Origin of the sequence: Streptomyces herbicida (genome assembly GCF_032656585.1) — a bacterium.
GTDB classification, from domain to species: domain Bacteria; phylum Actinomycetota; class Actinomycetes; order Streptomycetales; family Streptomycetaceae; genus Streptomyces; species Streptomyces herbicida.
Genome location: NZ_JAUYWJ010000006.1, coordinates 141,534 through 162,437 on the forward strand (window position 1 = coordinate 141,534; position 20,904 = coordinate 162,437).

Consider the following 20,904-nt stretch of genomic DNA (forward strand, 5'->3'; position numbering starts at 1 on the left):
CACCCTTGATCCTGCCGGGGGAGAGGAGGAAAGGCGTCTTCCGTTCCGCGACCGGCGGGCTGGGCTGATGCCGGTCAACTTTCCACAAGGGTCGGTCAGTTGCCAAGAGGATGAAGGTGCTGAGGGATGTGACAAGCATCCCGAAGAGTCAACGGACCGAGCGGTCGGGATCCGGAGAAGGTTCCAGGGCTGCGGATCCGACCGCGGGCCTCGCGAGGTCGTCCGCCATCTGCCGGGCCCAACGGCGACGGGCTCGCCGCACATCGTCCCCCACGGCCCCCGGCCCCCAGAGGCATTCCTCGTAGACCGGAGCCAAGTCGGCCGGGTCGTCCAGGGCGGTCAACGTCTCGGCGATCGCCTCACGCAGTTCCGTGTCGGAGTACAACGACGTGTGGTCGAGGCTGCTCAGGTACAGCGCGGCGACGTGCTCCGAGTCCTGGCCGGGGTGTTGGCCGAGGGAGGTCATGCAGTCCCTCCTCATGCTGGAGGATGCGCGGACGAACTATGAGGTACCGCAGGTGGGGGCGTGTTCCGTACCGCGCACGGTGTCACAGTCCCGCGGTTGTGGCTAGGTCATGGGCGAATTGTGTTCACAGTGTGCACGGACAGTTCGCCCGGCTGAGTTGAGTGCTCACCCACTGAACCTCTCTCGGGGGTTGACACAACAACTGAGTAACTACAAACTGCGGTCCGCGGATTGAAGTGAAGTTCACTGGGCGGACAGAAGGCAGTTGAAAAGGTCTTCTGTGAGCCGCGCAGATCAGGCACACGTCTTCCATAGGAGTCACATGTCCTACGCAGCGGAGCACCCTTCCTGGTGGCGGCGATGGGCCACGCAGCACAGAGTCGCGGCGGCCGTGCTCGCGGGTCTGGTGGCCACCCATCTCGCGACGGTCTTCGGCTTCTGGCTCGGTGGGCTGGGGATGATGAGGCTCGACTGGAACACCTCACAAGGCTGGGTCTTCATCCCCTTCGGCACCCCTCTGGAGAAGTTCCTTGTGGGAGGGCTGTCGCACTACGTCGACGGCATTGTGTTCGCCGTGCTCTTCGCTTGCGCGTTGCACCCCCTGCTGCGGTGGCAGAACACCGTGCGCGGCAATCTGGTCAAGGGCCTGTTGTTCGGCACTCTTCTGGCGTGCATCAGCATCAGCTTCATGACGCCGTTCGTCTTCGCGCCCGCTCGCGGCCTGCACCCGGGCTTTCTCAGCCTGGGCTTCGGCTGGAAGTACATCGTGGGTGTGTTCCTCTGGCACTGGGTCTACGGCCTGCACCTGGGACTTGTCTACAGCCCGCTCGGTCGGCACGGCGGCCTGGGCGAGGCAGCGCCCGCCGAGAGTGACCGAGAAGCCGTGGCAGCCTGACCACGGCTCACTGCCACCAGCCGGGCCTTGTCCTTGTGGCTCATGTCACGCAAGGCCCTGCGAACTCTTCGCGCTTCCCGTGCCACTCACCCACCGAAAGCGGCGCCCGGGTTGACTCCCGGGTTCAACCACTGGAGGGGTGACACCATGGGACGGGCAACGGCTCCCATTCGCCGGCACGGTCGAAGGACTCGGTCCACAGGTTCTCGGCTCATCGTTCTGGCAGCTGCCTGCGCAGCGTTCCTCTCAGGCTGCGGCATCGGGACCGACTCGGCAGCCGACCCCGCTCCGAACATGACCGGGGCGTCGCCCCGACAGGGCACCACGCAGGCCGAACAGGGCACCAGGCCTTCCTCCGCGGCCCCCAGGCCCTCGACGACGACCTGCCTCGACCGCATCAGCTCGCGGATGACACCCGCCCAGAAGGTGGGGCAGTTGTTCGTGGCGGGGGTGCGTGTCAGGCCGGGCAGAGAAGGAACCATGGCGGAGAGCCTGGGCGCCCTGGGTAACCATCACGTCGGCTCGGTGATCCTCATGGGACCGAATGACGCCGGCGCGTCGGCGATCAAGGCCGTGACGGAGCGTGTGGGTCTGCTCGGCCAGACCGTCGGAGAGAACCGCATCGCCCCTCTGGTCTCGACCGACCAGGAAGGCGGCCAGGTGCAGCCGCTGCGCGGGCCCGGCTTCACCGACCTCCCGACTGCTCTGGACCAGGGCAGCTGGAGCGAGCAGCGACTGCGCCGGAAGGCGGCAGAATGGGCGGCCGAACTGCACGGAGCAGGCATCAACCTCGACCTGGCCCCGGTCGCCGACGTCGTCTCCTCGGACATGGGGCGGGCCAATGGCCCCATCGGTCGCTACGACCGCCAGTTCGGGAACACCGCTGAAACCGTTTCCGGTCACAGTGCCGCGTTCATCAAGGGATTCCGGCAGGCGGGCGTGCTGACCACCCTCAAGCACTTCCCCGGTCTGGGCGGCGTCCGCGGCAACACCGACACGAGTCCGCAGGTCACGGATACCGTAGTGGGCCGCGATTCCCGAGACCTCAGCGTCTTTCGAGAGGGCATAGCGGCCGGTGCCCGGTTCGTCATGGTCTCCCTGGCGACGTACACCCGTATCGATCCAGCGCATCAGGCGGTCTTCTCGCCGGACGTCATCGAAGGTGCGCTGCGCAAGGACCTCGGATTCGACGGGGTCGTCATCTCGGACGACCTGGGGAACGCGGCCGCGGTGCAGTCCATGCCTCCGACCCGGCGCGCTCTGGCCTTCCTCCGGGCTGGTGGGGACCTCGTGCTCACCGTGAATGCCGACCACATCCCCGCGATGACATCCGCGGTCCTGAACGCCGAACACGACGATCCCGCACTCCGGGCGCATGTCGAGGCGAGCCTACGGCGGATCCTGGCGGCCAAGAGGGCGGCCGGTCTCGTTCACTGCGCGGACTGAACCCGCTGCCCATGGTGGTCTCGCCGACGACCTCCGACCGCTCCGCCCTTGCGGGAGAACCATCGTTCTCGCTAGTGTGCTGGAAGCGGAGAGCGTACGTTCTCGCCAGGCGGTGGATCCGTCGTCCGACTGGGGCGCCGCCGCGGAAGTGGCAGTTGCTCATGGCGTGAACCTGAGCCTGACCAAAGGAAATGACATGACACACGAACCGCGCCGTCCGTTCCCCCCGTTCACCCGTGACTCCGCGGTGGAGAAGGTCCGGCTGGCGGAGGACGGCTGGAACTCCCGCGACCCGGAAAAGGTCGCCCTCGCCTACACCGCGGACTCTCACTGGCGAAACCGCGCGGAGTTCGCCACCGGCTACGACGAGATCGTCTCCTTCCTCACCCGCAAGTGGAATCGGGAGCTCGACTACCGGCTCATCAAGGAGTTGTGGGCCTTCGACGGCAGTCGCATCGCGGTGCGGTTCGCCTACGAGTACCACGACGACTCGGGCAACTGGTTTCGCGCCTACGGCAACGAAAACTGGGAATTCGGTGATGACGGGCTGATGCACCACCGTTACGCCTGCATCAACGAACTGCCCATCAAGGAGTCGGAGCGCTTGTTCCACTGGCCCCTGGGGCGCCGACCCGATGGGCACCCGGGCTTGAGTGACCTGGGTCTGTAGAGTCTCGTTGCCGAGGTCGGCCGACGGTCCAGGTCGGCCACCCGGTGGCTGCGGCGCGGAGAGTCGTTGTTCAGCAGCTTGCTAGAACGATGATTCTCTGCGGCCCGGCCGGGACCCTGGCGTCGACGTCCAGGGGCACCCGTAGCAGTCGCACGACGTGAGCCGGCCCCGCTCAGGGGCCTGTAGTTCCGCGGGGCATTCCCATGATCCTCTCGCAAGCTTCTGTGCCACTTCTCCTTCACCCTCGGATTGCCCGACAGGGCATGATCGCTCTCCCGGCCGAAGACCGCTGGGTCTGCGTGGCCCGCCGCTTCGCGACGGCTCTGCTGATGCACTGGGGCGTCGCCGAGGACGACCGGGACTCCATCCTGTTGATCATCGGTGAGCTTGCGGCCAATGCGGCCCAGCACGGGCACGCCGACATGACCGTCGGCCTCACGCTGGAGGAGCGGAGCGTGCGGATACAGGTCGCCGACTGTGGAGCCGGTCCCACCCCCGTCCGTTCCAAGCGCTTCGGCTCCTGTGACGAACACGGCCGGGGGCTGGGCATCGTCGAGTGCCTGGCGCAGTGGTCCGAGACGCGCACGGGACGGGACGGATGGCAGGCCCGCGCCGGCTTCCCTCTCGCCTCCACCGAGGCCGCGCTGCCGGGCAGCACGGAGCAGGACACGTCCGGCCCGGCTACGCGCGCGGTATCGTAGGAGAACGATAGTTCCCCCGGAGGATGTGACTGAAGTGGAACGCGAAGAGGCCGAGAAGCGAGTTCTCGACGCAGCCGAAGAGCTGTTCTACGGCCAGGGCATCCGGGCTGTGGGGATGGACGCGATACGGTCCGCGTCCGCCGTCCCACTGAAGCGTCTCTACCAGCTCTTTCCCTCCAAGGACTCTCTGGTCGAGGCCTATCTGCGACGGCGGGACACTCGTTGGTTGAGTGATCTGGCCCAGTATGTGGAGACCACGGAATCGCCGACGCAGCGCATCCTGGCGGTGTTCGACTGGTTGTACAGCTGGTTCAGCGAGCCGGACTTCCGTGGCTGCGGTTTCATCAACTCCTTTGGGGAGATGGGGGCGACGTCCCCCGCCGTGGCCGACATCGCGAAGGCTCACAAGCAGGCGTTCCGGCAGTACGTCGCCGACTTGGTGGCTGCCGCGGAAGCTCCCAACTGGCTCACCGACCACCTCGTTCTTCTCGCCGAGGGCGCGATGACCACGGCGGCGATCCATGGTTCCCCCGAGCCGGCCCGCCAGGCCAAGGACGCCGCGCGCACCTTGCTGCAGACCTCTCGTGCGGGGAGCGGCATCCCTGCCTGATGCCCGTGGCCGGCGAGACCCCGACGTTCCCCTCGGGCGCGGAGTGGGCCGGTCGCCCACGGTGACAGTGCCGCACCCGGTCAGTCCTGGTCGGCGAGACGCAGGAGGGTCGTCGCGAGAACGTCGACCCCGTTGGCGCAGGCCTCGGGGGTGGAGTATTCGCGAGGGTTGTGGCTGATGCCGTCGTACTCGCCCCGCACGAAGACCATGGCGGTGGGGCAGAGCGCGGCGATCTCCTGGGCGTCGTGGCCGGCCCCCGAGATCAGGGAGATGTGCGGCAAGCCGTGGTCGTCGGCGGCTTGGGCGATGACTTTCTGCACCTCCTCGTCGAAGGGGACATGGGAGGTCTTGGCCATCCGCCGGGTGGTCAGGGACAGACCCGGCCCACTGCCCTCCAAGTCGTGCAGGAACGCGGCCAAGTCCTGCTCGGCACGGGCCATCTGGGCGTCGTCGGGGTTGCGCAGGTCGACGGTCATCTCCGCGCGGGCCGGGACGATGTTGGTCAGGTCCGGGTGCACGACCAGATGGCCGACGGTGGCGTGCAGGTCGCCGTACGAGCCGGAGTCGACCATGGCCCGCAGGTGGACGATGATCTGCGCGGCAGCGAGACCGGCGTCGGACCGCAGGTGGGTTGGAGTGGTGCCGGCATGTGCGGCGCGGCCGTGGATGGTGATCTCCTGCCAGGAGATCCCCTGCACCCCGGTGACGACACCGACAGGGACGTTGTGCCCGGCGAGCACGGGGCCCTGTTCGATGTGGCACTCCACATAGGCGTGCGGCGGGGCGAGGCGCACGTCGGCCGGGCCGTCGAAGCCGGTGCGGGCGAGTTCGCCGCGGAGGGTGTGGCCGTCGCGGTCGGTCAGGGCATGGGCGTACTCCAGGGTCAGTCGGCCGGCGGCAACGGCGCTGCCGAGCATGTCGGTGCCGAAGCGGACGCCCTCCTCCTCGGTGAAGATTCCGACCTCGATGGGGCGGCGGGTGCTGATACCCCGCTCGTTCAGGGTCCGTACGACCTCGATGCCGCCCAGGACGCCGAGACAGCCGTCGAAGGCACCGGCGGTGGCCACGCTGTCGATGTGCGAGCCCGTCAGGACGGGGGGCGCGTCGGGGTCGGTGCCTTCGCGGCGGCCGTAGATGTTGCCCATCCCGTCGACGCGGACGGTCAGTCCCGCCTGCTCCATCCAAGCAATGACCTGGCGGCGGCCGGCCGCGTCGGCGTCGGTGAGGGCCAGTCGGTCGACGCCGCGCAGCCCGGTGCGTTCGTCGTCGTAGGCACCGATCTCGGCGAGGTCCATGAGGGACTGCCACAGACGGTCGCCGTTGACGGTGATGGTGTCGGGGGTGCCGGTCATGGTCGGTCTCCCATGAGTCATAAGGGGTGGGCAGTGCCGTATCAGCACGGGGCGGTTACTGATCGACGGTGGCGTGCGCGTTGGCGGCCGTGCCCTCGGTGCTGAGCAGTACGACCACCGAGGCTGGGCCGAGCCCGAGTGCCGCACGGCGCTCTGCGGCGCCCTTTTCGGTGAGCACCGCACGGACACCGGCGAGAGCGGCGGCCCCGCACGGGCCCGAGGAGACACCGAGCTCCGCGAGGTCACCGGCGGCGCAGGCACCCGCGGTGTCGGTGACGGCGACCGCGGCGTCGAGCCCGCCGTGCAGATAGGGCCAGGCGATGCTGGAGGGGGTGCCGCAGTTCAGCCCCGCCATGGCGGTGTGACCGGTGAGGACGCTGACGGGTGCACCGCGACGGAGACTCTCGATGACGCAGGCCGCGGCCTCCGGTTCGACCGAGAGCAGGGCCGGACCCGGTGCGGAGGGACGGCTGCGGTAGTGGGTGATCACGGCCTGGGCCAGAGACCCGACGCCCACCGGGACGGCGACGAGCCCCGGCGCCGAGGCTCCCGCGGCGGCGAGCTGCTCGTCGATTTCGGCGCACAGCGTGGAGTAGCCCTCGACGATCCAGCCCGGGATCGTCTCATAGCCCGGCCAGGCGGTGTCCTGGATCAGGACCGCGTCCGCAGCGGCTGCCGCAACCTCGGCCGCCTGCCGTACGGCGTCGTCGTACGAGCCCGGAACCCGGGTGATGTCCGCCCCCTCGGAGGCGATGGCCGCGACGGCCGCCGGATGGACACCTCGGGGAACGAATATGTGCGCGCGCCGGCCCAGCAGCCGCGCCGACCGGGCCACGGCGCGACCGTGGTTGCCGTCGGTGGCACTGACCAGCGTGGCGGGCGCCGCTCCCGGGTTGCGGGCAGCCTGCTCCGCCAGCGCGCGGTGTACCGCCCAGGACGCGCCCAGCGCCTTGAAGGCCGGCAGGCCCAGCCGGGACGACTCGTCCTTGACGAAAACCCGGCCGACGGCCAACTCGGTGGCCAGGGAGGGAAGTTCCGTCAGCGGGGTGGGGGAGTAGCCGGGCAGGGCGGCGTGGAAGTCCCGCACCCCGGCAGGAGCGGGTGCGCAGGTCCAGGACCGGGCAGCGGGCCGGGCGTACCAGGGCAGCGCCCTCGTCGAAGAAGCGTTCTCAAGCACGCCCTCAGCCTGCGGCCCTCTCCCATCGTCGGTCCAGCGAAACTTTCGGACCTATATTCATTAGTGAGACCGATGAATGAAGCCTCCGCGGGAAGCGAGCGAACTGCCGATGTTCGACCTGCACCGACTGCGCCTGCTGCGCGAGCTCAAGCACCGCGGCACCCTCGCTGCCGTGGCCACGGCCCTGTCGTACAGCCCGTCCTCCGTTTCCCAGCAGCTCTCCCAGCTGGAGGCGGAGGCGGGTGTCCCGCTGCTGGAGCCGGTGGGCCGGCGGGTAAGGCTCACCGAGCAGGCGGAGATACTGGTCTCGCACACCGAGGCGGTGCTGGAGCGGCTGGAACGCGCCGAGGCGGACATCGCCACCTCCCTGACCGACCTCACCGGCATGCTGCGCATCGCCTCCTTCCAGACCGCTGCCCTCACCTTGGTGCCACCTGCGCTCAGCCTGCTGCGCGACCGGCACCCGGGCCTGCGGGTGCATGTGACACAGATGCCTCCGGAAGCGGCCCTGCCCGCCCTCCAGGCCCGCGACTTCGACCGGGTCGTCGCTGAGGAGTACCCGGGCAATCCCAACCCCCGGCCGTCGGGCGTCGAGCAGGAGGATCTGCTGGACGACCCCCTTCACCTTGCCCTGCCCGAAAAGCCGTCCGGGGACAGGAGCGGCCCCACGGCGTCGCTGCGCGCGCTCGCCGATCGGCCCTGGGCCATGGAGCCCGAGGGCACGGCCGCCCGCCACTGGGCCATGACCCTGTGCCGCAACGCCGGCTTCGAGCCCGACGTGCGGTTCGAGACCACTGATCTGCTGCTCCAGCTCCGCCTCGTCGAACAGGGCCACGCCGTCGCCCTGCTGCCCGACCTCGTGTGGAACGGGCAATCGCCGACGCTCACCCTGCAGAAGCTCCCGCGCGGCCAACGCACCCGCCGCATCTTCACCGCCGTACGCCAGGGCCGCAGCCGGCACCCCGCGATCATCGCCGCCCGTCATGCTCTCCAGGGCGCGGTGACGGAACGTACGGCCCGGACCGGCGCCTGAACGGCACGGACAAGGCCAGGAGCCCCGCGAGCGTTCGGAATTTCCGATGACTCATCCTCGGAAACCTTCGCTGGACCGACGTGATCGGCCTGGGGCACGGTGCTCACATCACGCATCCGCCGTCGAAACCCGCCCCCCGCCGCGCCCTCCAAGGGCGCGTCAACGCGCCGGAAGGCTCCCCATGCTGCCCCAACCACCCGCAACCCCAACGGCTTCCGAGCTCCTGGACCTCGACCCCGTTCGTCTCCTCGCCCGGCTGACGGCCCTTGACTCCGTCAACCCCGACCTCGTGACCGGCGGGGCCGGCGAGACCGCCGTCGCCGACTTCTGCGGCGCATGGCTTGCCGCCCACGGTTTCGAGGTGCACCGCCTGGAAGACCGTCCGGGGCGTCCCTCGCTCGTAGCGATCGCCCGCGGTGTCGGAGGCGGCCGGTCACTCATGCTCAACGGCCACCTCGACACGGTCGGCCTCGCCGGCTACGACGGGGACCCCCTCGACCCAGAGATCCGCGACGGCAAGATGTTCGGCCGCGGTACCTTCGACATGAAGAGCGGCATTGCCGCCATGATGGTCGCCGCCGCACGCGCCACCGCCGAGGGTTCCCTGCGCGGCGACGTCATCGTCGCCTGCGTCGCCGACGAGGAGCACGCCAGCTCCGGCACCGAGGAGGTACTGGGGTCCTTCACTGCCGACGCGGCGATCGTCACCGAGCCGAGCCATCTCGAACTCACCTTGGCCCACAAGGGCTTTGCGTGGTTCGACGTGGAGATCGTGGGGCGCGCCGCCCACGGATCACGCCCCGAACTGGGCATCGACGCCATCGCCAAGTCCGGCCACTTCCTGGTCGCGCTGGAGGAGTTGGGGCGGCGCCTCGCACTGGGCCCGGCCCACCCGCTCCTGGGTACCGGCACCGTGCACGCCTCCGTGATCCGTGGCGGCGAGGAGCCCTCCACCTACCCGGCGCACTGCCGCATCACCCTCGAACGCCGCACCGTGCCCGGCGAGAGCGCCGACAGTGTCGAAGGGGAGCTGACCGCCGTACTCGACCAACTCGTCACCATGGTACCGGACTTCCAGTACCGGCTGACCCGTGGGCTGTACCGCGAGCCCTTCGAGGCCGAACCCCGGCATCCGGTCGTCCGCACCCTGGCCCGCCACGCCGAAAAGTCGCTCGGGCACCCGCCCGTGGCGCGCGCCGAACCGTTCTGGACCGACTGCGCCCTCCTCGCCCGCGCGGGCATCCCCTGCCTGCTCTTCGGCGTCGACGGCGCGGGTGCCCATGCGGCCACCGAGTACGTCGATCTGGCCTCGCTGGAGCGCCTGACCGGCATTCTCGCCGACACCATCGCGGAATTCTGTTCCTGAGCCCGCACGGGCCCCTCCCGGGGCGCGGAAGACCTCTGTCAGTCCGTGGGCAGTGCCTGTTCCGCCCAGATGGTCTTGCCCTCGTGGGTGTATCGGGTTCCCCACCGCAGTACGAGCTGGGCGACGATGAACAGCCCGCGGCCGCCTTCGTCGTCGTCCGCGCTGTGGCGCAGGTGGGGGGCGGTGTGGCCGGCGTCCGCGACCTCGCACACAAGGGTGCGGTCACGGATGAGCCGTAGGTGCAACGGGCCTTCGGCGTACCTGATGGCGTTCGTGACCAACTCGCTGACGATCAGCTCGGTGGAGAACACGAGCTCCTCGAGGCCCCAGTCCGTGAGCCGGCCGGCGACCAGTTCCCGCGCGCGGCCGGCGGCCGTCGGCTCAGCGGGCAGATTCCAGACGGCGACCCCGCGGCTGTCGAGCTCGCGGGTGCGGACCAGCAGGAGGGCCGTGTCATCGGTGGTCGTGCTGTCGGGGAGGAGCTCGGTGATGACACGGTCGCAGAGATCCTCCAGAGAACTCGCGTCTTCGCTGAGAACCTTCCGGAGGGTCTCCAGGCCCTTGTCGATGTCCCGGTTGCGCAACTCGACCAGTCCATCGGTGAAGAGGGCCAGCAGACTGCCCGCCGGCAGTTCGATCTCGAGGGACTCGAAGGGAAGCCCGCCAAGGCCCAGGGGCGGACCGGCCGGCAGGTCCGGGAAGCCGACTCGTCCATCGGGTTCCACGACCGCGGGCGGCAGATGGCCTGCGCGAGCCATGGTGCAGCGTCGCGACACGGGATCGTAGACCGCGTAGAGGCAGGTGGCCCCGGCCGCGACATCGTCATCGGCGACCGCTCCGAGAGGGTCCGTGCCGGCCTCCGCCGACTGCCCCACGAGGTCGTCCAGCCGCTTCAGCAGCTCGTCGGGGGGAATGTCCATGGGGGCGAGGGCACGTACGGTCGTACGCAGCCGCCCCATGGTGGCCGCCGCATGGAGCCCATGTCCCACCACGTCTCCGACCACCAGCCCGACGCGTGCTCCGGAGAGCGGGATGACGTCGAACCAGTCGCCGCCGACGCCGCTCAGAGCGTCCGTCGGCAGATAGCGATGGGCCACTTCGACCGCCGAGTTGGGCGGCAGGTACTGCGGCAGGAGCTGGCGCTGCAGCGCAAGGGCCGCGGCGCGTTCGCGCGTGTAGCGGCGGGCGTTGTCGATGGACACCGCGGCCCGGGCGGCCAGTTCGTCCGCCACCGCGACGGCAGCCTTGTCGAAGATCCCCGACCCCCCGCGGCGCACGAAGGTGACGAGGCCGAAGGAGCTGCCACCTGCGCGCAGCGGCACGACGAGTGTGTCGTCCTCGAGCACGAGCCCGCCCGAGGCGAGGCTGCGGTGCTGGGGCGAGTCGTCCGCGTATTCCACCGGATGAGGCTCGCGGCGCGGCGCTCCCGCGGAGTGCGCCGTGGCGCCCGCCGGGGCCGCCGTGTCCCCGGGGGAGGCCGAGCGGAAGGAGGCGCGGATCAGCTCGCTGCCCGCCGGACCCCCGATGTCCGGCACCTCGCCGCTCAGCACGGCCGGAGCGAGGTCCACCTCGACGAGGTCGGCGAACTCGGGAACCGCCACCGCGGCCAGCTCGTCCGTCGTGGCGATCACGTCCAGCGTCGTGCCGACGCGACGGCCGGCCTCCACCAGCAGATTGAGCTGACGCTGCGCCTCGTGGCGGTCGGAGATGTCGAACGCGTCCTCGCACACCCCGAGCACATGGCCGTTCTGGTCCTGCAGCCGGTAGTACGAACAGGACCACAGGTGTTCCCTCCCGGGGTCACTGGGCTGCTGTCCACGGAAGTGCAGGTCGATGATGGGCTCTCCGGTGTCCAGCACCCTGCGCATGACCGCGTCCAGGGTCTCCGGGTAGCCCGGTGTCACGAACCTCCCACCGGGGTACAGCTCGTCGGCCGGCCTGCCCCGGACCTCCGCGCTCGTCCGGCCGAGCTCCATCTCGGAGGCGGCGTTGCACCAGACGAGACGCAGCTGGGTGTCGTAGATGGCGAAAGCCAGCGGCGACTGGGTGGCCAGCCCGTCCAGCATGGCCAGCCGGGACTCCCAGTCGCCGAGTCGGCCGCAGTCGGCCGCCACCACGAGCCGCCGTGCGGACCCGGTACCGGACAGGTGGCAGTCCCTGGTGACGAGTTGCAGCAGGTGGCCGTCGCGGTGGACGGCCGTCTGCACGCCTCGCTGCCGCAAGGGCAGGACCGGAACGTCCGCGGGCCGCTCCGCCGATGGCTGCTCGCGGGCGGATGACGGTCCGGTCCCGGTTTCGGCTGCCGTCACCAGGAACGTGGTCAAGGGACGCCCGACGATCTCGGACGGCGGGTATCCGAGGAGCTCCTGCGCCGCGGGGCTCCAGCCGATCACGATGTCCTGGCTGTCGACCACGAATGTGGCAGCCGTTGTCACGTCCAGCGGGCCGCGGAAGTCGGCGTCCCTGGTCGCCTTTTCCGCGTAGCTCATGACGCCCTCACCGGCCTGCCTCATCAGGTCCAGAGTCCGCCTGATGCTGACGCTGCGCAAGCGATCGGATCGCCGGCGCGCCGGGGGCGGCAGGGGCTGCGGGGTCAGCCGGTTTCGACGGCCGTCTTGATCCGCTGGGCGAATGCGTCGGCGTCCTTGCGGGCCGCGCCAAGAGCGAGTCCTTCGAGAAGTTTGCCGACGCCGTGGCCCTCCAGAACGTTGTAGACCCTCAGCTGGGTGTGCCCGTCGGGGAGTGGTGTGAGGTCGTAGCCGCCCTCCGCACCTGTGATCAGGTTTTTCGACGTCTCTTTCCAGCGGATCCGCGTGGGCGGGGCGTAAGTGGTGATCTGGAACTCGCGCCGGGTCTTCATGCCGGCGTCCTTGACGATGCTCCGATAGACCGTGCCGACGGCTGTCGGCCCGCCCGTGGTCTTCTTGATCGCCAGCACGCGAGGGCTGAACTTCGGGTCGTTCTCGCCATCGGCGAGAAATTCAAACACTTGCTCGATGGGGCGGTCGATCTCGACCTCTGCTTCGAACTGCCCAGACATGGCGCTCCCTGTTCGGTCTCCTGGTTCTCACAGGTCCCTACGCAGGAGTATCCGCCGTACGGGAGTGAGCTGCCCGCCGAGCCGGTCGGCGTGGGGCGAGGGCGAGTCGGCGCTCCGCGCCCCCCACGATGACGTCGGGCAGCTGTGCGCGAGTCCGGGAGGTGGCTGCGTCCGGAGCCGTGATGCGGCGCGCGGCCTCGACGACCGCCACCCGGTGCTCGGCCAGCCGCTGCGTCGGCCGGTCGGGCTCGGAGAAACCGTGACGGGCGTTGTCGACGGGCTGGTCGATGTGCCGGCCTGCGCGCTCACCCTTGCCGTCGGTCTTGTCGCCATCGTCGTCGGCTTCGGAGCCTGGTGGACGTACTTCGACTTCGCCGGCCACCGCTTACCCCGGACCGTCCGCGCGGCCACAGCGCAATGGTGCTGGCACATGTGCCGCTCACGGCCGCGGTGACTGTCATCGGTGCTGCGAGGGTGGGCCTCGTCGAGCACGCGCACGATGGACGGACCCCTGCCGCGACGGTCTGGGCGCTGTGCGCCGGAGCGGTTGTCGTACTGGGTACGGCGCTGGTGATCGCCGCAACCACGCAGTCATGGCGCCCGTCCTTGCCATGACGCATGGCGTGGCCCACGAGGACGCGACGACCGCCGAGGGCACGTCCACGACCTGAGCCGGGAGTGAAGGAGCGAAGGAGTTCTATCCGGCTGTGTCCGGCCCGGTGAGCATGATCCACCGGGAGACGACGAAGGTCACCGGAATCGCCGCCATGGACGCGAGGAGGGGAGCGAACCGGCTTCCGGCGTGCAGGACGCCGACGATCACATACACACCCGCCGTGGTGATCAGGAAATTGGCTGCGTTCGTCAGGGGAAACATCAGGAATTTCCGCAGGGTCGGCCGCGTCCGGTACGTGAAGCGCGCATTCAGGAAGAAGGACCCGGTCATGCTGAGCAGGAATGCAAGGACATGGGCACCGAGATAAGGCAAGGCATTGAGAAAGAGCAAGTAAAGGCCGTAGTACGTGGCCGTGTTGATCAGGCCGACCACGGCGAAGGTGAGTATCTGCCTCGGCACGGGGCGCGGCGTAGCGATGCGCATCACGGAATGAGGTCCTTCGCTCGTTCCACGTTGGTCGCCTTCACCAGGAAGTGCGGCCGCCCCTTGACCTCGTAGTAGATCCGGCCCGTGTACTCACCGATGACCCCGAGCATGATCATCTGAACGCCCGCCAAGGCGGTGACGGCGGTGATGATCGTGACGTAGCCAGGCGTCTCCACACCGTTGACGAGCGCCGCGCCCACGATCCACGCGGTGTACAGCCCCGCACACAACAGAAGTCCCATACCGAGGTAGAGGGCGGCGCGCAGCGGTCGGTTGTTGAAGGACAGCAGTCCGTCGAGTCCGTAGTTGAGCAGACCGCGGAAGGTCCACGAGCTGCGGCCGTGTTCGCGCGCGGCGTTCTCGTACTCGAAGGTGGTGCTGGGGAACCCCACCCACGCGAACAGGCCCTTGGAGAAGCGGTTGTACTCCGTGAGGCCCAGGACGGCGTCCACCACGCGACGCGACAGCAGCCGGAAGTCGCCGACGCCGTCCATGAGTTCCACGTCGACGAGACGGTTGATGAGCCGGTAGTACAGGCGCGCCGTGACGGTGCGGGTGATCGGGTCGCCGTTCCTGGTGCGCCGGGCGATGACCTGGTCGTAGCCCTGTCCACGCAGGTCCACCATGCGTTTGATCAGTTCCGGCGGATGCTGGAGGTCCGAGTCCATGACGACCACGGAGTCTCCCGAGGCGTGCCGCAGACCGGCGAGCAGCGCCGCCTCCTTGCCGAAGTTGCGGCTGAAGGAGACGTACCGCACGCGCGCGTCGCGGTCGGCGAGCCGCTTCAGGGCGGCGAGGGTGCGGTCGCGGCTGCCGTCGTCGACGTACACGAACTCCATGTCGTGGCCGAGCGGCAGCAGTTCCTCCGCGACCTTCTGGACCTCGTCGTGGAAGCGCTCGATGACGTCTTCTTCGTTGTAGCAGGGTGCGACGATCGAGATGAGCATGGTTCTCCCCCTGGGTCGGTCTCGGAGCGCCGGTCACGCGCTCGTGAAGTCGCAAGGTCGTGTGGTCGTCGCAGGTGCCCCGGCACGCCGTCGGCGGACGGCGGCGAAGGCGCCCAGCAGGGTGAGGGTCAGCAGCGAGGCACCTCCGACCACCGCGCCCAGCCGCAGGCCGGGTGGGTGGAACGTACAGGTGAGGCTGGTCGAGGAGCCGTCGAGGGGCACGGCGATCAGCCCGTAGTACGCCCGGGCGGGTACGGCGGTCGCGTCGCCCGTGGCGCAGCGCCAGCCGGCGATCCGGGGAGCCGCTACGACGGCGGTTCCCTTGCTGCCTGCGGGCAGTTGGGCCCGGATGGTGCCGTCGGAGACGGTCACTTCGGTGGCGCCGGTGGTCCTGAGCCGTGCGACGGCGGTGCGCAGCCGGGCGGTGTCCAGGCAGCCGACCGCGCCGTCCGGGACGAGGCCCGTCCGGTCGGGGGACAGGTCGATCCGCAGGCGTCCGGAAGGGGGGACCGTGCCGAGCCGCTGCATGGCTGCGATCTTGGTGACGGGATGGTCCGACCGGAATCGCCCGGTCAGGCCGTGGGCCGAGTCGCCGGCGAGGCGCGCGGAGCCCGAGAAGTACGGCGCCCACAGGTACACCTCGTTGCCGGCCGGACAGCGGGCCGTGATCGTCGGCTGCCGTGCGGCGGTACCGGCGGGCAGGGCGCCGAGGCGCAGGCCGGGCCGTGCGTCGTCGCTGCGGTCCGGTGTCTTCCCGGCGCTGGTGCGCACGGTGAGGCGGGGCACGGTGTAGACCCGGCTGCCCAGCAGCAGCTCCTGGTTGCGGTACGGAGACGGGCCGAAGTCGGAGACATCCGTGCGGCCGTGGGCGCCGGGCGGCCGCACCGTGACCAGGGGCGGCACCTCCTGCCGGGACACGGTCGTCCGGCGGCCGTCCTGCGGGAACCAGTTCTGGTGCGGGTCCGGCGGGGAGTGCAGCCGCGCGCCGACGGAGAAGATCGCGTCCGTGACGGCGTTGTCCAGGCTCTGCAGGTTGCGGCCGCGCGACGTCCAGCCGTCACCGAGGGCGGTGAGCGTGCGGCTGAGGACGTCGGAGGTGAGGCTGCTGTAGTACTGGGCGCCCTGGCCGCCCACCTCCAGCGGGTCGTTGCCGACGGTCTGCTCCCGGCCCGGTTCGGTGCGGTACCGGGGCCAGTCGTCGGCGTCGGCGATCGCCTCCGTCTGCCGCTGCTGGCGTGCGCCCCAGGGGGCGTAGTCGTCCATGTGCGCCAGCCGCAGCCGCGTCGCCACGGCGGAGGTGGCGGCGGCCTCGCCCAGCTGCCCGCCGAGGAGCAGGACCACGGCGAGCGTGGCGAGGGCGGTGCGGCGCCTGCCGTCCGTGCGGCCCAGCAGGGCCAGTCCGGCCAGCGCGGCCAGGGCGGCGAGCAGCGCGAGCGGCAGCGTGAAGGCGCGGTGCGTCAGTTTGCTTGCGCTCGCGGCGGCCATGATGAGCGCGAGCAGTCCGGCCGCCGCTCCCAGCGCGAGCCGGTCGGGCGGGCCGTACGAGAGCGAGGTCCACGCGGCGATCACCAGCAGCCCGCACAGCACGAAGGTCTGGCGGTACGCGCTGCCCTGCGGGGTGGTGAAGGCGTGCCAGACCAGATGGGTCGGCCCCCACTGCATCGACACCGTCACCACCGCCACCAGCAGCGTCCACCCCGTGCGCACCCGCCGCGGAACCGCTCGGTGGAAGGGCACGGCGAGGGCGAGCAGCAGCGCAGTGGTGCCCACGTACACGGCCGGGCTGCTGAAGCTGTACGTCGTCGGCAGCAGGCGGGCCAGTAGGTCCTCGGCCGGCACCGGCACGAACTGCCTGACCCGGCCGCGATATGCGTGCTTGGTCCCGAAGTACACGACCGTCACCAGCGGCGCGGCGAGACCGACGCCGAGGGCGACGGTCAGGCCTGCCCGGCCGACTGCCGTGAGCCGTCGCCGGCGCGGGAGGTCACAGAGCCACAGCCGGAGCAGCAGCACCAGACCGGCGCCGAGGGTGGCCATGTACGCGGTGTAGAAGTTGGCGATCCAGGCGACCGCCACGACCAGCACCCCGAGGACCGGCCGCCGTCCGCTCAGCGCCCACTCGCCGACCAGGCACAGCAGAGGCAGGGCGATGAGTCCGTCGAGCCACATGAGGTTGTACGCGCCCATCGCCACGCTCCAGCCGCACAGCGCGTAGGAGGCGCCGAGCAGTCCCGCCGTCCACCAGCGGCCGGGGCGAAGGGCGAGCAGCAGCCAGGCCATGGCCGCACCGGCGGACGCCGTCTTCAGCACCGTGATCACGTAGACCGCGAGGTCGATCTCGTCTCTCGGGAACACCGCGACGAGCAGCGCGAACGGGCTGCTCAGGTACGTACCGACGTCGGGCAGGAAGCTGGCGCCGAATCCTGATTGCCAGTTGACCAGGAGACCGCCGTCGGCCCGTCCGTGCAGCAGGTCCCACAGGTGTGCGTGGAACGGCACGTACTGGTTGCCCAGGTCGTTGACGTTGCGGGTGCGGGGCCCGAAGGGGTAGCTGCGCGCGACGGCGTCGGCGGCACACAACGCGAGGACGGTGATGGCCGCCGCGAGCAGGGCCGCGGCCTGTCCGGGTCCTACCGCCGGGCGTGGCAGCCGGGGCCACGGACGGCGCTCGTGCGCATGGTCGGACGGCGGATCTGCGGGCGGCGCGGGTGTGGCCTCCGGCGCCGGACGGGTCGTCGGTTTCACACCTTGTTCCTGTGTGGCCGGCGGTGTGCGTTCCTGTGAGGAGTGCCGCAGGAAATGGTGATGGGCAGGATCGATTGGTGCATTCTTTGCTGGCCCCCAGGCGAAGTGGGACGCAGAGCGTCTCGTCCGGGGGCGTTACTCCCCGTGCATTGTTTGATTCGCAGTCTTAGACGGGCCTTGTTTCCGAATGGTTGTGTCTCGTCTGCAAATTGAGAGGCGTACCCCAATTGCAGTTCCGGGGTTACAGGAGAGTGCGGTGAACGCCGGGGAAACGGAAATTGTCAAGCATGTGATTCAACGGTGAATGATATGGCGGGCAGTTCGGCCGTGACGGCGCGGATGCTCGCGCAGCCAGTTCTGGGCGGGGTCGTTCTCCAGGCGCGGGTTCCAGGCCATGCGGTAGGTCACGGACTCGGTGGCGCGGGGCGCTCGCCCACACCGTAGACCGGGATCGGCGACGTGCTGTGCCACGAGCCGCAAGGGAAGCGTGGCCACCAGCCGTGTGCCGGGGACGGCCGAGGGCGCAATGGCGTGGTGGGGCACGCTCGGACTGACGCGGCGTGGCGCGGCCAGATCGGACAGGCGCCGGTCGAGCAGCCCTTGGCGCCCCTCGACGACGGTCACCTCGATGTGCGAGCAGCTCAGGTACTCGTCCAGGGACAGTCTCGTACGGGCGGCGAGTGGACGCCCGGCGGAGAGGAGGCAGACGTAGCGCTCTTCGGGAATCGCGGTGAACACCAGGTGGGTCAAGCCGCGTTCGAGAGCTCCGAAGGCGTCGTCGTGCCAGGCCCTGAACGTCAGCCGGGAATCGGGGGACTGCTGGAAGAGTCGGCGACAGCTACACCTCCAATGCAGGTGTGGACCCGTCCGTCACCGTCGACGCCCTGCGCGCTCGTGCTCGCGACTACGCGGGCGACACCGATCTCAAGGCCCCTGGCCTTAACCCCGTCCACGCCGACCTGACCGGCCTGCCGCCACTGCCTTCATCCGGGCACATCTGCGGCCGTGACACCCATCCAGGCGCCCATCACGTCAAGGGCGGGTGCCCGCTCCCCGTACCACCGCGACCGGACAGTGCGCGTGATGCAGCAGAGCCTGACTCACCGACCCCAGCAACAACCCGGCGAAGCCGCCGCGCCCCCGAGCCCCGACCACCACCAGTTGGGCGGACCGGCTCGCGTCGATCAGGGTTTCTCGCGTCTGAGCATGTACGACCTTGTGCTCCACCGTCACATCCGGATACTGCTCCTGACGGCCGGCCAGCGCCGCCGAGAGCAGGGTCTCTTCCTCCTGGTCGAGCGCTCCCGGCGGGTTCGCGTACGGCATCGACGCAACCTGCGGTGCGGGCAGCGGCGCATTCCACGTGGTCCAGGCGTGCAGTGCCACCAATGGCGCAGTCCGCAGGGCCGCCTCGGCGAAGGCGAAGTCCACCGCTTGCCCACCCGCAGCGGAGCCGTCGACACCCAGCACGATGGGACCATCGGTGTGGGCTTCCTGTCGTACCACCAGCACCGGGCACCGGCCGTGTGCGGCCAGATGCACCGCCGTCGAGCCCACCAGGAGCCCGACGAACCCGCCCATCCCCCGGGACCCGACGACCACGAGCTCGGCGGCACGTGACTGCGCCTCCAACACCGTCAACGGCTCCCCCATCACCACCGCGTGTGACACCTCCACCTCCGGTGCCGTTGCCCTGGCGCGCTCCACCGCCTCGGTCACCAGGCGCTCGACCATGTTCCGGATCCCGCCCTCCGCCGCACCAAGGGGAGACGGACCCAGGGGCACATGCATCGCAGGCCAGAGAAAGGCGTGCACCACCTTGAGCGCTGCTCGCCTCAGCGTGCCTCGCGCGCAGCCGCCTCCACCGCGGCAAGACTCGACGCCGACCCGTCCACGCCCACGACCACCAGACCGCCCACGGCGCCTCCTGCGTCCGAGCTCTCTTGCCGCCCACCTTTCAGAGTCACCCCGGCGACGCTCCGCTGCCACGGGATGGCGGCTTCCCAGGGTTGCAGCGACGGGGTAAATGCGAGGTCCCCAAGGCTGCAATTGAGCCGTGGGGACCGGTATGGGGGACACCCGGAGCGGATCCGGATGCTTCTATGTCCCGCGGTGTCGTGCCGTCGGGAATGCGCTCACGGTGTCAGCCCCGCAGGCGGTAACTGTTTGCGAAGCCGGAAGGATTGCAGACGTTCAATTGGTTGGAGACCTGGTCGTAGGTCCACCCCGGAGGGATGCTGCATGCCCAAAGGCCATTCACGGGGCTGCGAAGGTGGTAGCTGTTTGCGAAGCCGGAGGGGTTGCACACGTTCAATTGGTTTGCAACTCGATCGTAGGTGAGGTTGCTGTTGGGGAGGGAACAGGCCCAGATGTTGTCCTGGCCGATTCGCATGCGGTAACTGTTGGCGAATCCCGACGAGTTGCAGACGTTCAGTTGGTTGCTTGCCTGGTCGTAGGTGTAACCGGGCAGGACGTAGCACACCCAGATGTTGTCTTGAGGTGCGCGCAAATGGTAGTAGGAATGGAATCCGGATCCGCAAGTATTTAGCTGGCTGGTCACGCGGTCGTAGGTGTATCCCGACGGCACGGAGCATGCCCAGGTGTTGTCCAGTCCGGTCTGACCGGTCTCTGTGGCGGTTGCGGTTGCCGTAAAGCCGCCGGATAAACCCACCAGCAGTGCGAGTACCGCGAATGCACGGGTGCTTGCATGTGCCAGAGAACGGAATCTGAATCGCATGGAAGCCTCTCCTCCGGAAAGCGTGATCTGCTGGCGCGGGATGCTGCGGTTCGGGACACTACTAGCTCCCACCCGAAAAGCATGAGCTCATTTCGGCCTCGATAAGCAGCGGTGCCGGTGGCTTGATAGCGCAGGTTGACTTTCCATGGGCCTCACAGTCATCACGGTGATTCGCGGCTCGCTGGTTCGGTCTGATCAGCCCCGGCGGCGCCTTCACCGTCGACATCCTCGGGCCCTCGATCGTCGCGAGCGTCCGCTTCGGGCTCGGCCCCGGACCGGTCGTCTCCACCGTCACCATCGGCCTCGCGCCCCATGAGACCGGCACGACCTCGGGCTTGCTCAACAGCTCACGCCGGATCGGCGCCTCACTCGGACCCGCCGCACTCGGCGCCGCGGCTCACCATCGCACGGGTCGGACCGTCACACCTGAGACCCTCAACGATGGATGTGCGCTCGGCCTGACCTCGGAGCCGCGCTCCGGGTCGTCGCCGTCCTCATCGTCCTCATCGCCCTCAACGTCCTGCGGCGGACCAGCCCGCCGGCACAGCCCGAGCGGACCGGGGATCGCGATCTGCTCCCCGCTGAGCCGCGATGAGGGGCGGGCCGGATGCCGGTGA

19 protein-coding genes and 1 pseudogene are annotated in these 20,904 nt (G+C 69.3%); 8 read left to right on the forward strand and 12 right to left on the reverse strand.

Features of this window, described 5'->3' with window-relative positions; all coding sequences use genetic code 11:
- Window positions 1-148: 148 nt before the first annotated feature.
- Window positions 149-466, reverse strand: coding sequence for a hypothetical protein (locus tag Q8A52_RS15060; RefSeq protein ID WP_316752110.1), 318 nt, complete (start codon window positions 464-466; stop codon window positions 149-151).
- Window positions 467-857: 391 nt separating this feature from the next.
- Between Q8A52_RS15060 and Q8A52_RS15065 the strand changes: the two genes are divergently transcribed.
- The 5 genes from Q8A52_RS15065 to Q8A52_RS15085 all read left to right on the forward strand — a co-directional run bounded on the left by Q8A52_RS15065 (window position 858) and on the right by Q8A52_RS15085 (window position 4,788).
- Entirely contained in the window at window positions 858-1,361 is a 504-nt protein-coding gene (locus Q8A52_RS15065; protein WP_316752113.1) for a hypothetical protein, read from the forward strand.
- A gap of 294 nt (window positions 1,362-1,655) precedes the next feature.
- The gene (locus Q8A52_RS15070; RefSeq protein WP_316752115.1) at window positions 1,656-2,807 is read left to right on the forward strand and encodes a glycoside hydrolase family 3 N-terminal domain-containing protein; all 1,152 of its coding nucleotides are present in this window, start codon (window positions 1,656-1,658) and stop codon (window positions 2,805-2,807) included.
- A gap of 196 nt (window positions 2,808-3,003) precedes the next feature.
- On the forward strand, window positions 3,004-3,477 hold the full coding sequence (locus Q8A52_RS15075) for a nuclear transport factor 2 family protein (RefSeq protein ID WP_316752118.1): 474 nt from the start codon (window positions 3,004-3,006) through the stop codon (window positions 3,475-3,477).
- A gap of 263 nt (window positions 3,478-3,740) precedes the next feature.
- Window positions 3,741-4,178, forward strand: coding sequence for an ATP-binding protein (locus Q8A52_RS15080; protein WP_316752121.1), 438 nt, complete (start codon window positions 3,741-3,743; stop codon window positions 4,176-4,178).
- Window positions 4,179-4,212: 34 nt separating this feature from the next.
- Window positions 4,213-4,788, forward strand: a complete 576-nt coding sequence (locus Q8A52_RS15085; protein WP_316752124.1) for a TetR/AcrR family transcriptional regulator — start codon at window positions 4,213-4,215, stop codon at window positions 4,786-4,788.
- An 80-nt stretch (window positions 4,789-4,868) separates the two neighbouring features.
- Here Q8A52_RS15085 and Q8A52_RS15090 read toward each other — a convergent pair whose 3' ends face one another.
- A complete protein-coding gene (locus Q8A52_RS15090) occupies window positions 4,869-6,140 on the reverse strand; it encodes a Zn-dependent hydrolase (RefSeq protein ID WP_316752126.1) in 1,272 nt (423 codons plus the stop codon).
- Between the two features lie 55 nt (window positions 6,141-6,195).
- Window positions 6,196-7,317: a diaminopropionate ammonia-lyase gene (locus Q8A52_RS15095; protein ID WP_316752128.1), complete on the reverse strand. Its 1,122-nt coding sequence runs from the start codon at window positions 7,315-7,317 to the stop codon at window positions 6,196-6,198.
- 109 nt (window positions 7,318-7,426) lie between these two features.
- Between Q8A52_RS15095 and Q8A52_RS15100 the strand changes: the two genes are divergently transcribed.
- Both Q8A52_RS15100 and Q8A52_RS15105 read left to right on the forward strand, forming a co-directional pair.
- Entirely contained in the window at window positions 7,427-8,350 is a 924-nt protein-coding gene (locus tag Q8A52_RS15100; RefSeq protein WP_316752544.1) for a LysR substrate-binding domain-containing protein, read from the forward strand.
- Between the two features lie 181 nt (window positions 8,351-8,531).
- Window positions 8,532-9,716: a M20/M25/M40 family metallo-hydrolase gene (locus Q8A52_RS15105; protein WP_316752130.1), complete on the forward strand. Its 1,185-nt coding sequence runs from the start codon at window positions 8,532-8,534 to the stop codon at window positions 9,714-9,716.
- A gap of 38 nt (window positions 9,717-9,754) precedes the next feature.
- On the opposite strand, the gene Q8A52_RS15110 is transcribed toward Q8A52_RS15105, so the two are convergent.
- The 9 genes and pseudogenes from Q8A52_RS15110 to Q8A52_RS15150 form a co-directional block, all read right to left on the reverse strand.
- Entirely contained in the window at window positions 9,755-12,205 is a 2,451-nt protein-coding gene (locus Q8A52_RS15110) for a SpoIIE family protein phosphatase (protein ID WP_316752132.1), read from the reverse strand.
- Between the two features lie 104 nt (window positions 12,206-12,309).
- Window positions 12,310-12,756 carry an SRPBCC family protein gene (locus Q8A52_RS15115; protein ID WP_316752135.1) on the reverse strand — a complete coding sequence of 149 codons (447 nt, stop codon included), beginning with the start codon at window positions 12,754-12,756 and terminating at the stop codon, window positions 12,310-12,312.
- 37 nt (window positions 12,757-12,793) lie between these two features.
- A complete protein-coding gene (locus tag Q8A52_RS15120) occupies window positions 12,794-13,138 on the reverse strand; it encodes a hypothetical protein (RefSeq protein WP_316752137.1) in 345 nt (114 codons plus the stop codon).
- A gap of 315 nt (window positions 13,139-13,453) precedes the next feature.
- A complete protein-coding gene (locus tag Q8A52_RS15125; RefSeq protein WP_316752547.1) occupies window positions 13,454-13,855 on the reverse strand; it encodes a GtrA family protein in 402 nt (133 codons plus the stop codon).
- Window positions 13,855-14,805 (reverse strand): glycosyltransferase family 2 protein, encoded by a 951-nt coding sequence (locus Q8A52_RS15130; RefSeq protein WP_316752139.1) that lies wholly within the window; start codon window positions 14,803-14,805, stop codon window positions 13,855-13,857. Before Q8A52_RS15130 ends, Q8A52_RS15125 begins: the two co-directional genes overlap by 1 nt.
- A gap of 33 nt (window positions 14,806-14,838) precedes the next feature.
- Entirely contained in the window at window positions 14,839-17,454 is a 2,616-nt protein-coding gene (locus tag Q8A52_RS15135; RefSeq protein ID WP_316752549.1) for a YfhO family protein, read from the reverse strand.
- A gap of 390 nt (window positions 17,455-17,844) precedes the next feature.
- The gene (locus tag Q8A52_RS15140) at window positions 17,845-18,405 is read right to left on the reverse strand and encodes a LysR substrate-binding domain-containing protein (RefSeq protein WP_316752552.1); all 561 of its coding nucleotides are present in this window, start codon (window positions 18,403-18,405) and stop codon (window positions 17,845-17,847) included.
- A 177-nt stretch (window positions 18,406-18,582) separates the two neighbouring features.
- Window positions 18,583-19,469 (reverse strand): annotated as a pseudogene (locus tag Q8A52_RS15145) (universal stress protein).
- Window positions 19,470-19,693: 224 nt separating this feature from the next.
- Window positions 19,694-20,287, reverse strand: coding sequence for a hypothetical protein (locus Q8A52_RS15150; protein WP_316752140.1), 594 nt, complete (start codon window positions 20,285-20,287; stop codon window positions 19,694-19,696).
- Between the two features lie 445 nt (window positions 20,288-20,732).
- On the opposite strand from Q8A52_RS15150, the gene Q8A52_RS15155 reads away from it, so the two are divergent.
- Window positions 20,733-20,882: a hypothetical protein gene (locus Q8A52_RS15155; protein WP_316752141.1), complete on the forward strand. Its 150-nt coding sequence runs from the start codon at window positions 20,733-20,735 to the stop codon at window positions 20,880-20,882.
- The last annotated feature ends 22 nt before the right edge of the window (window positions 20,883-20,904 follow it).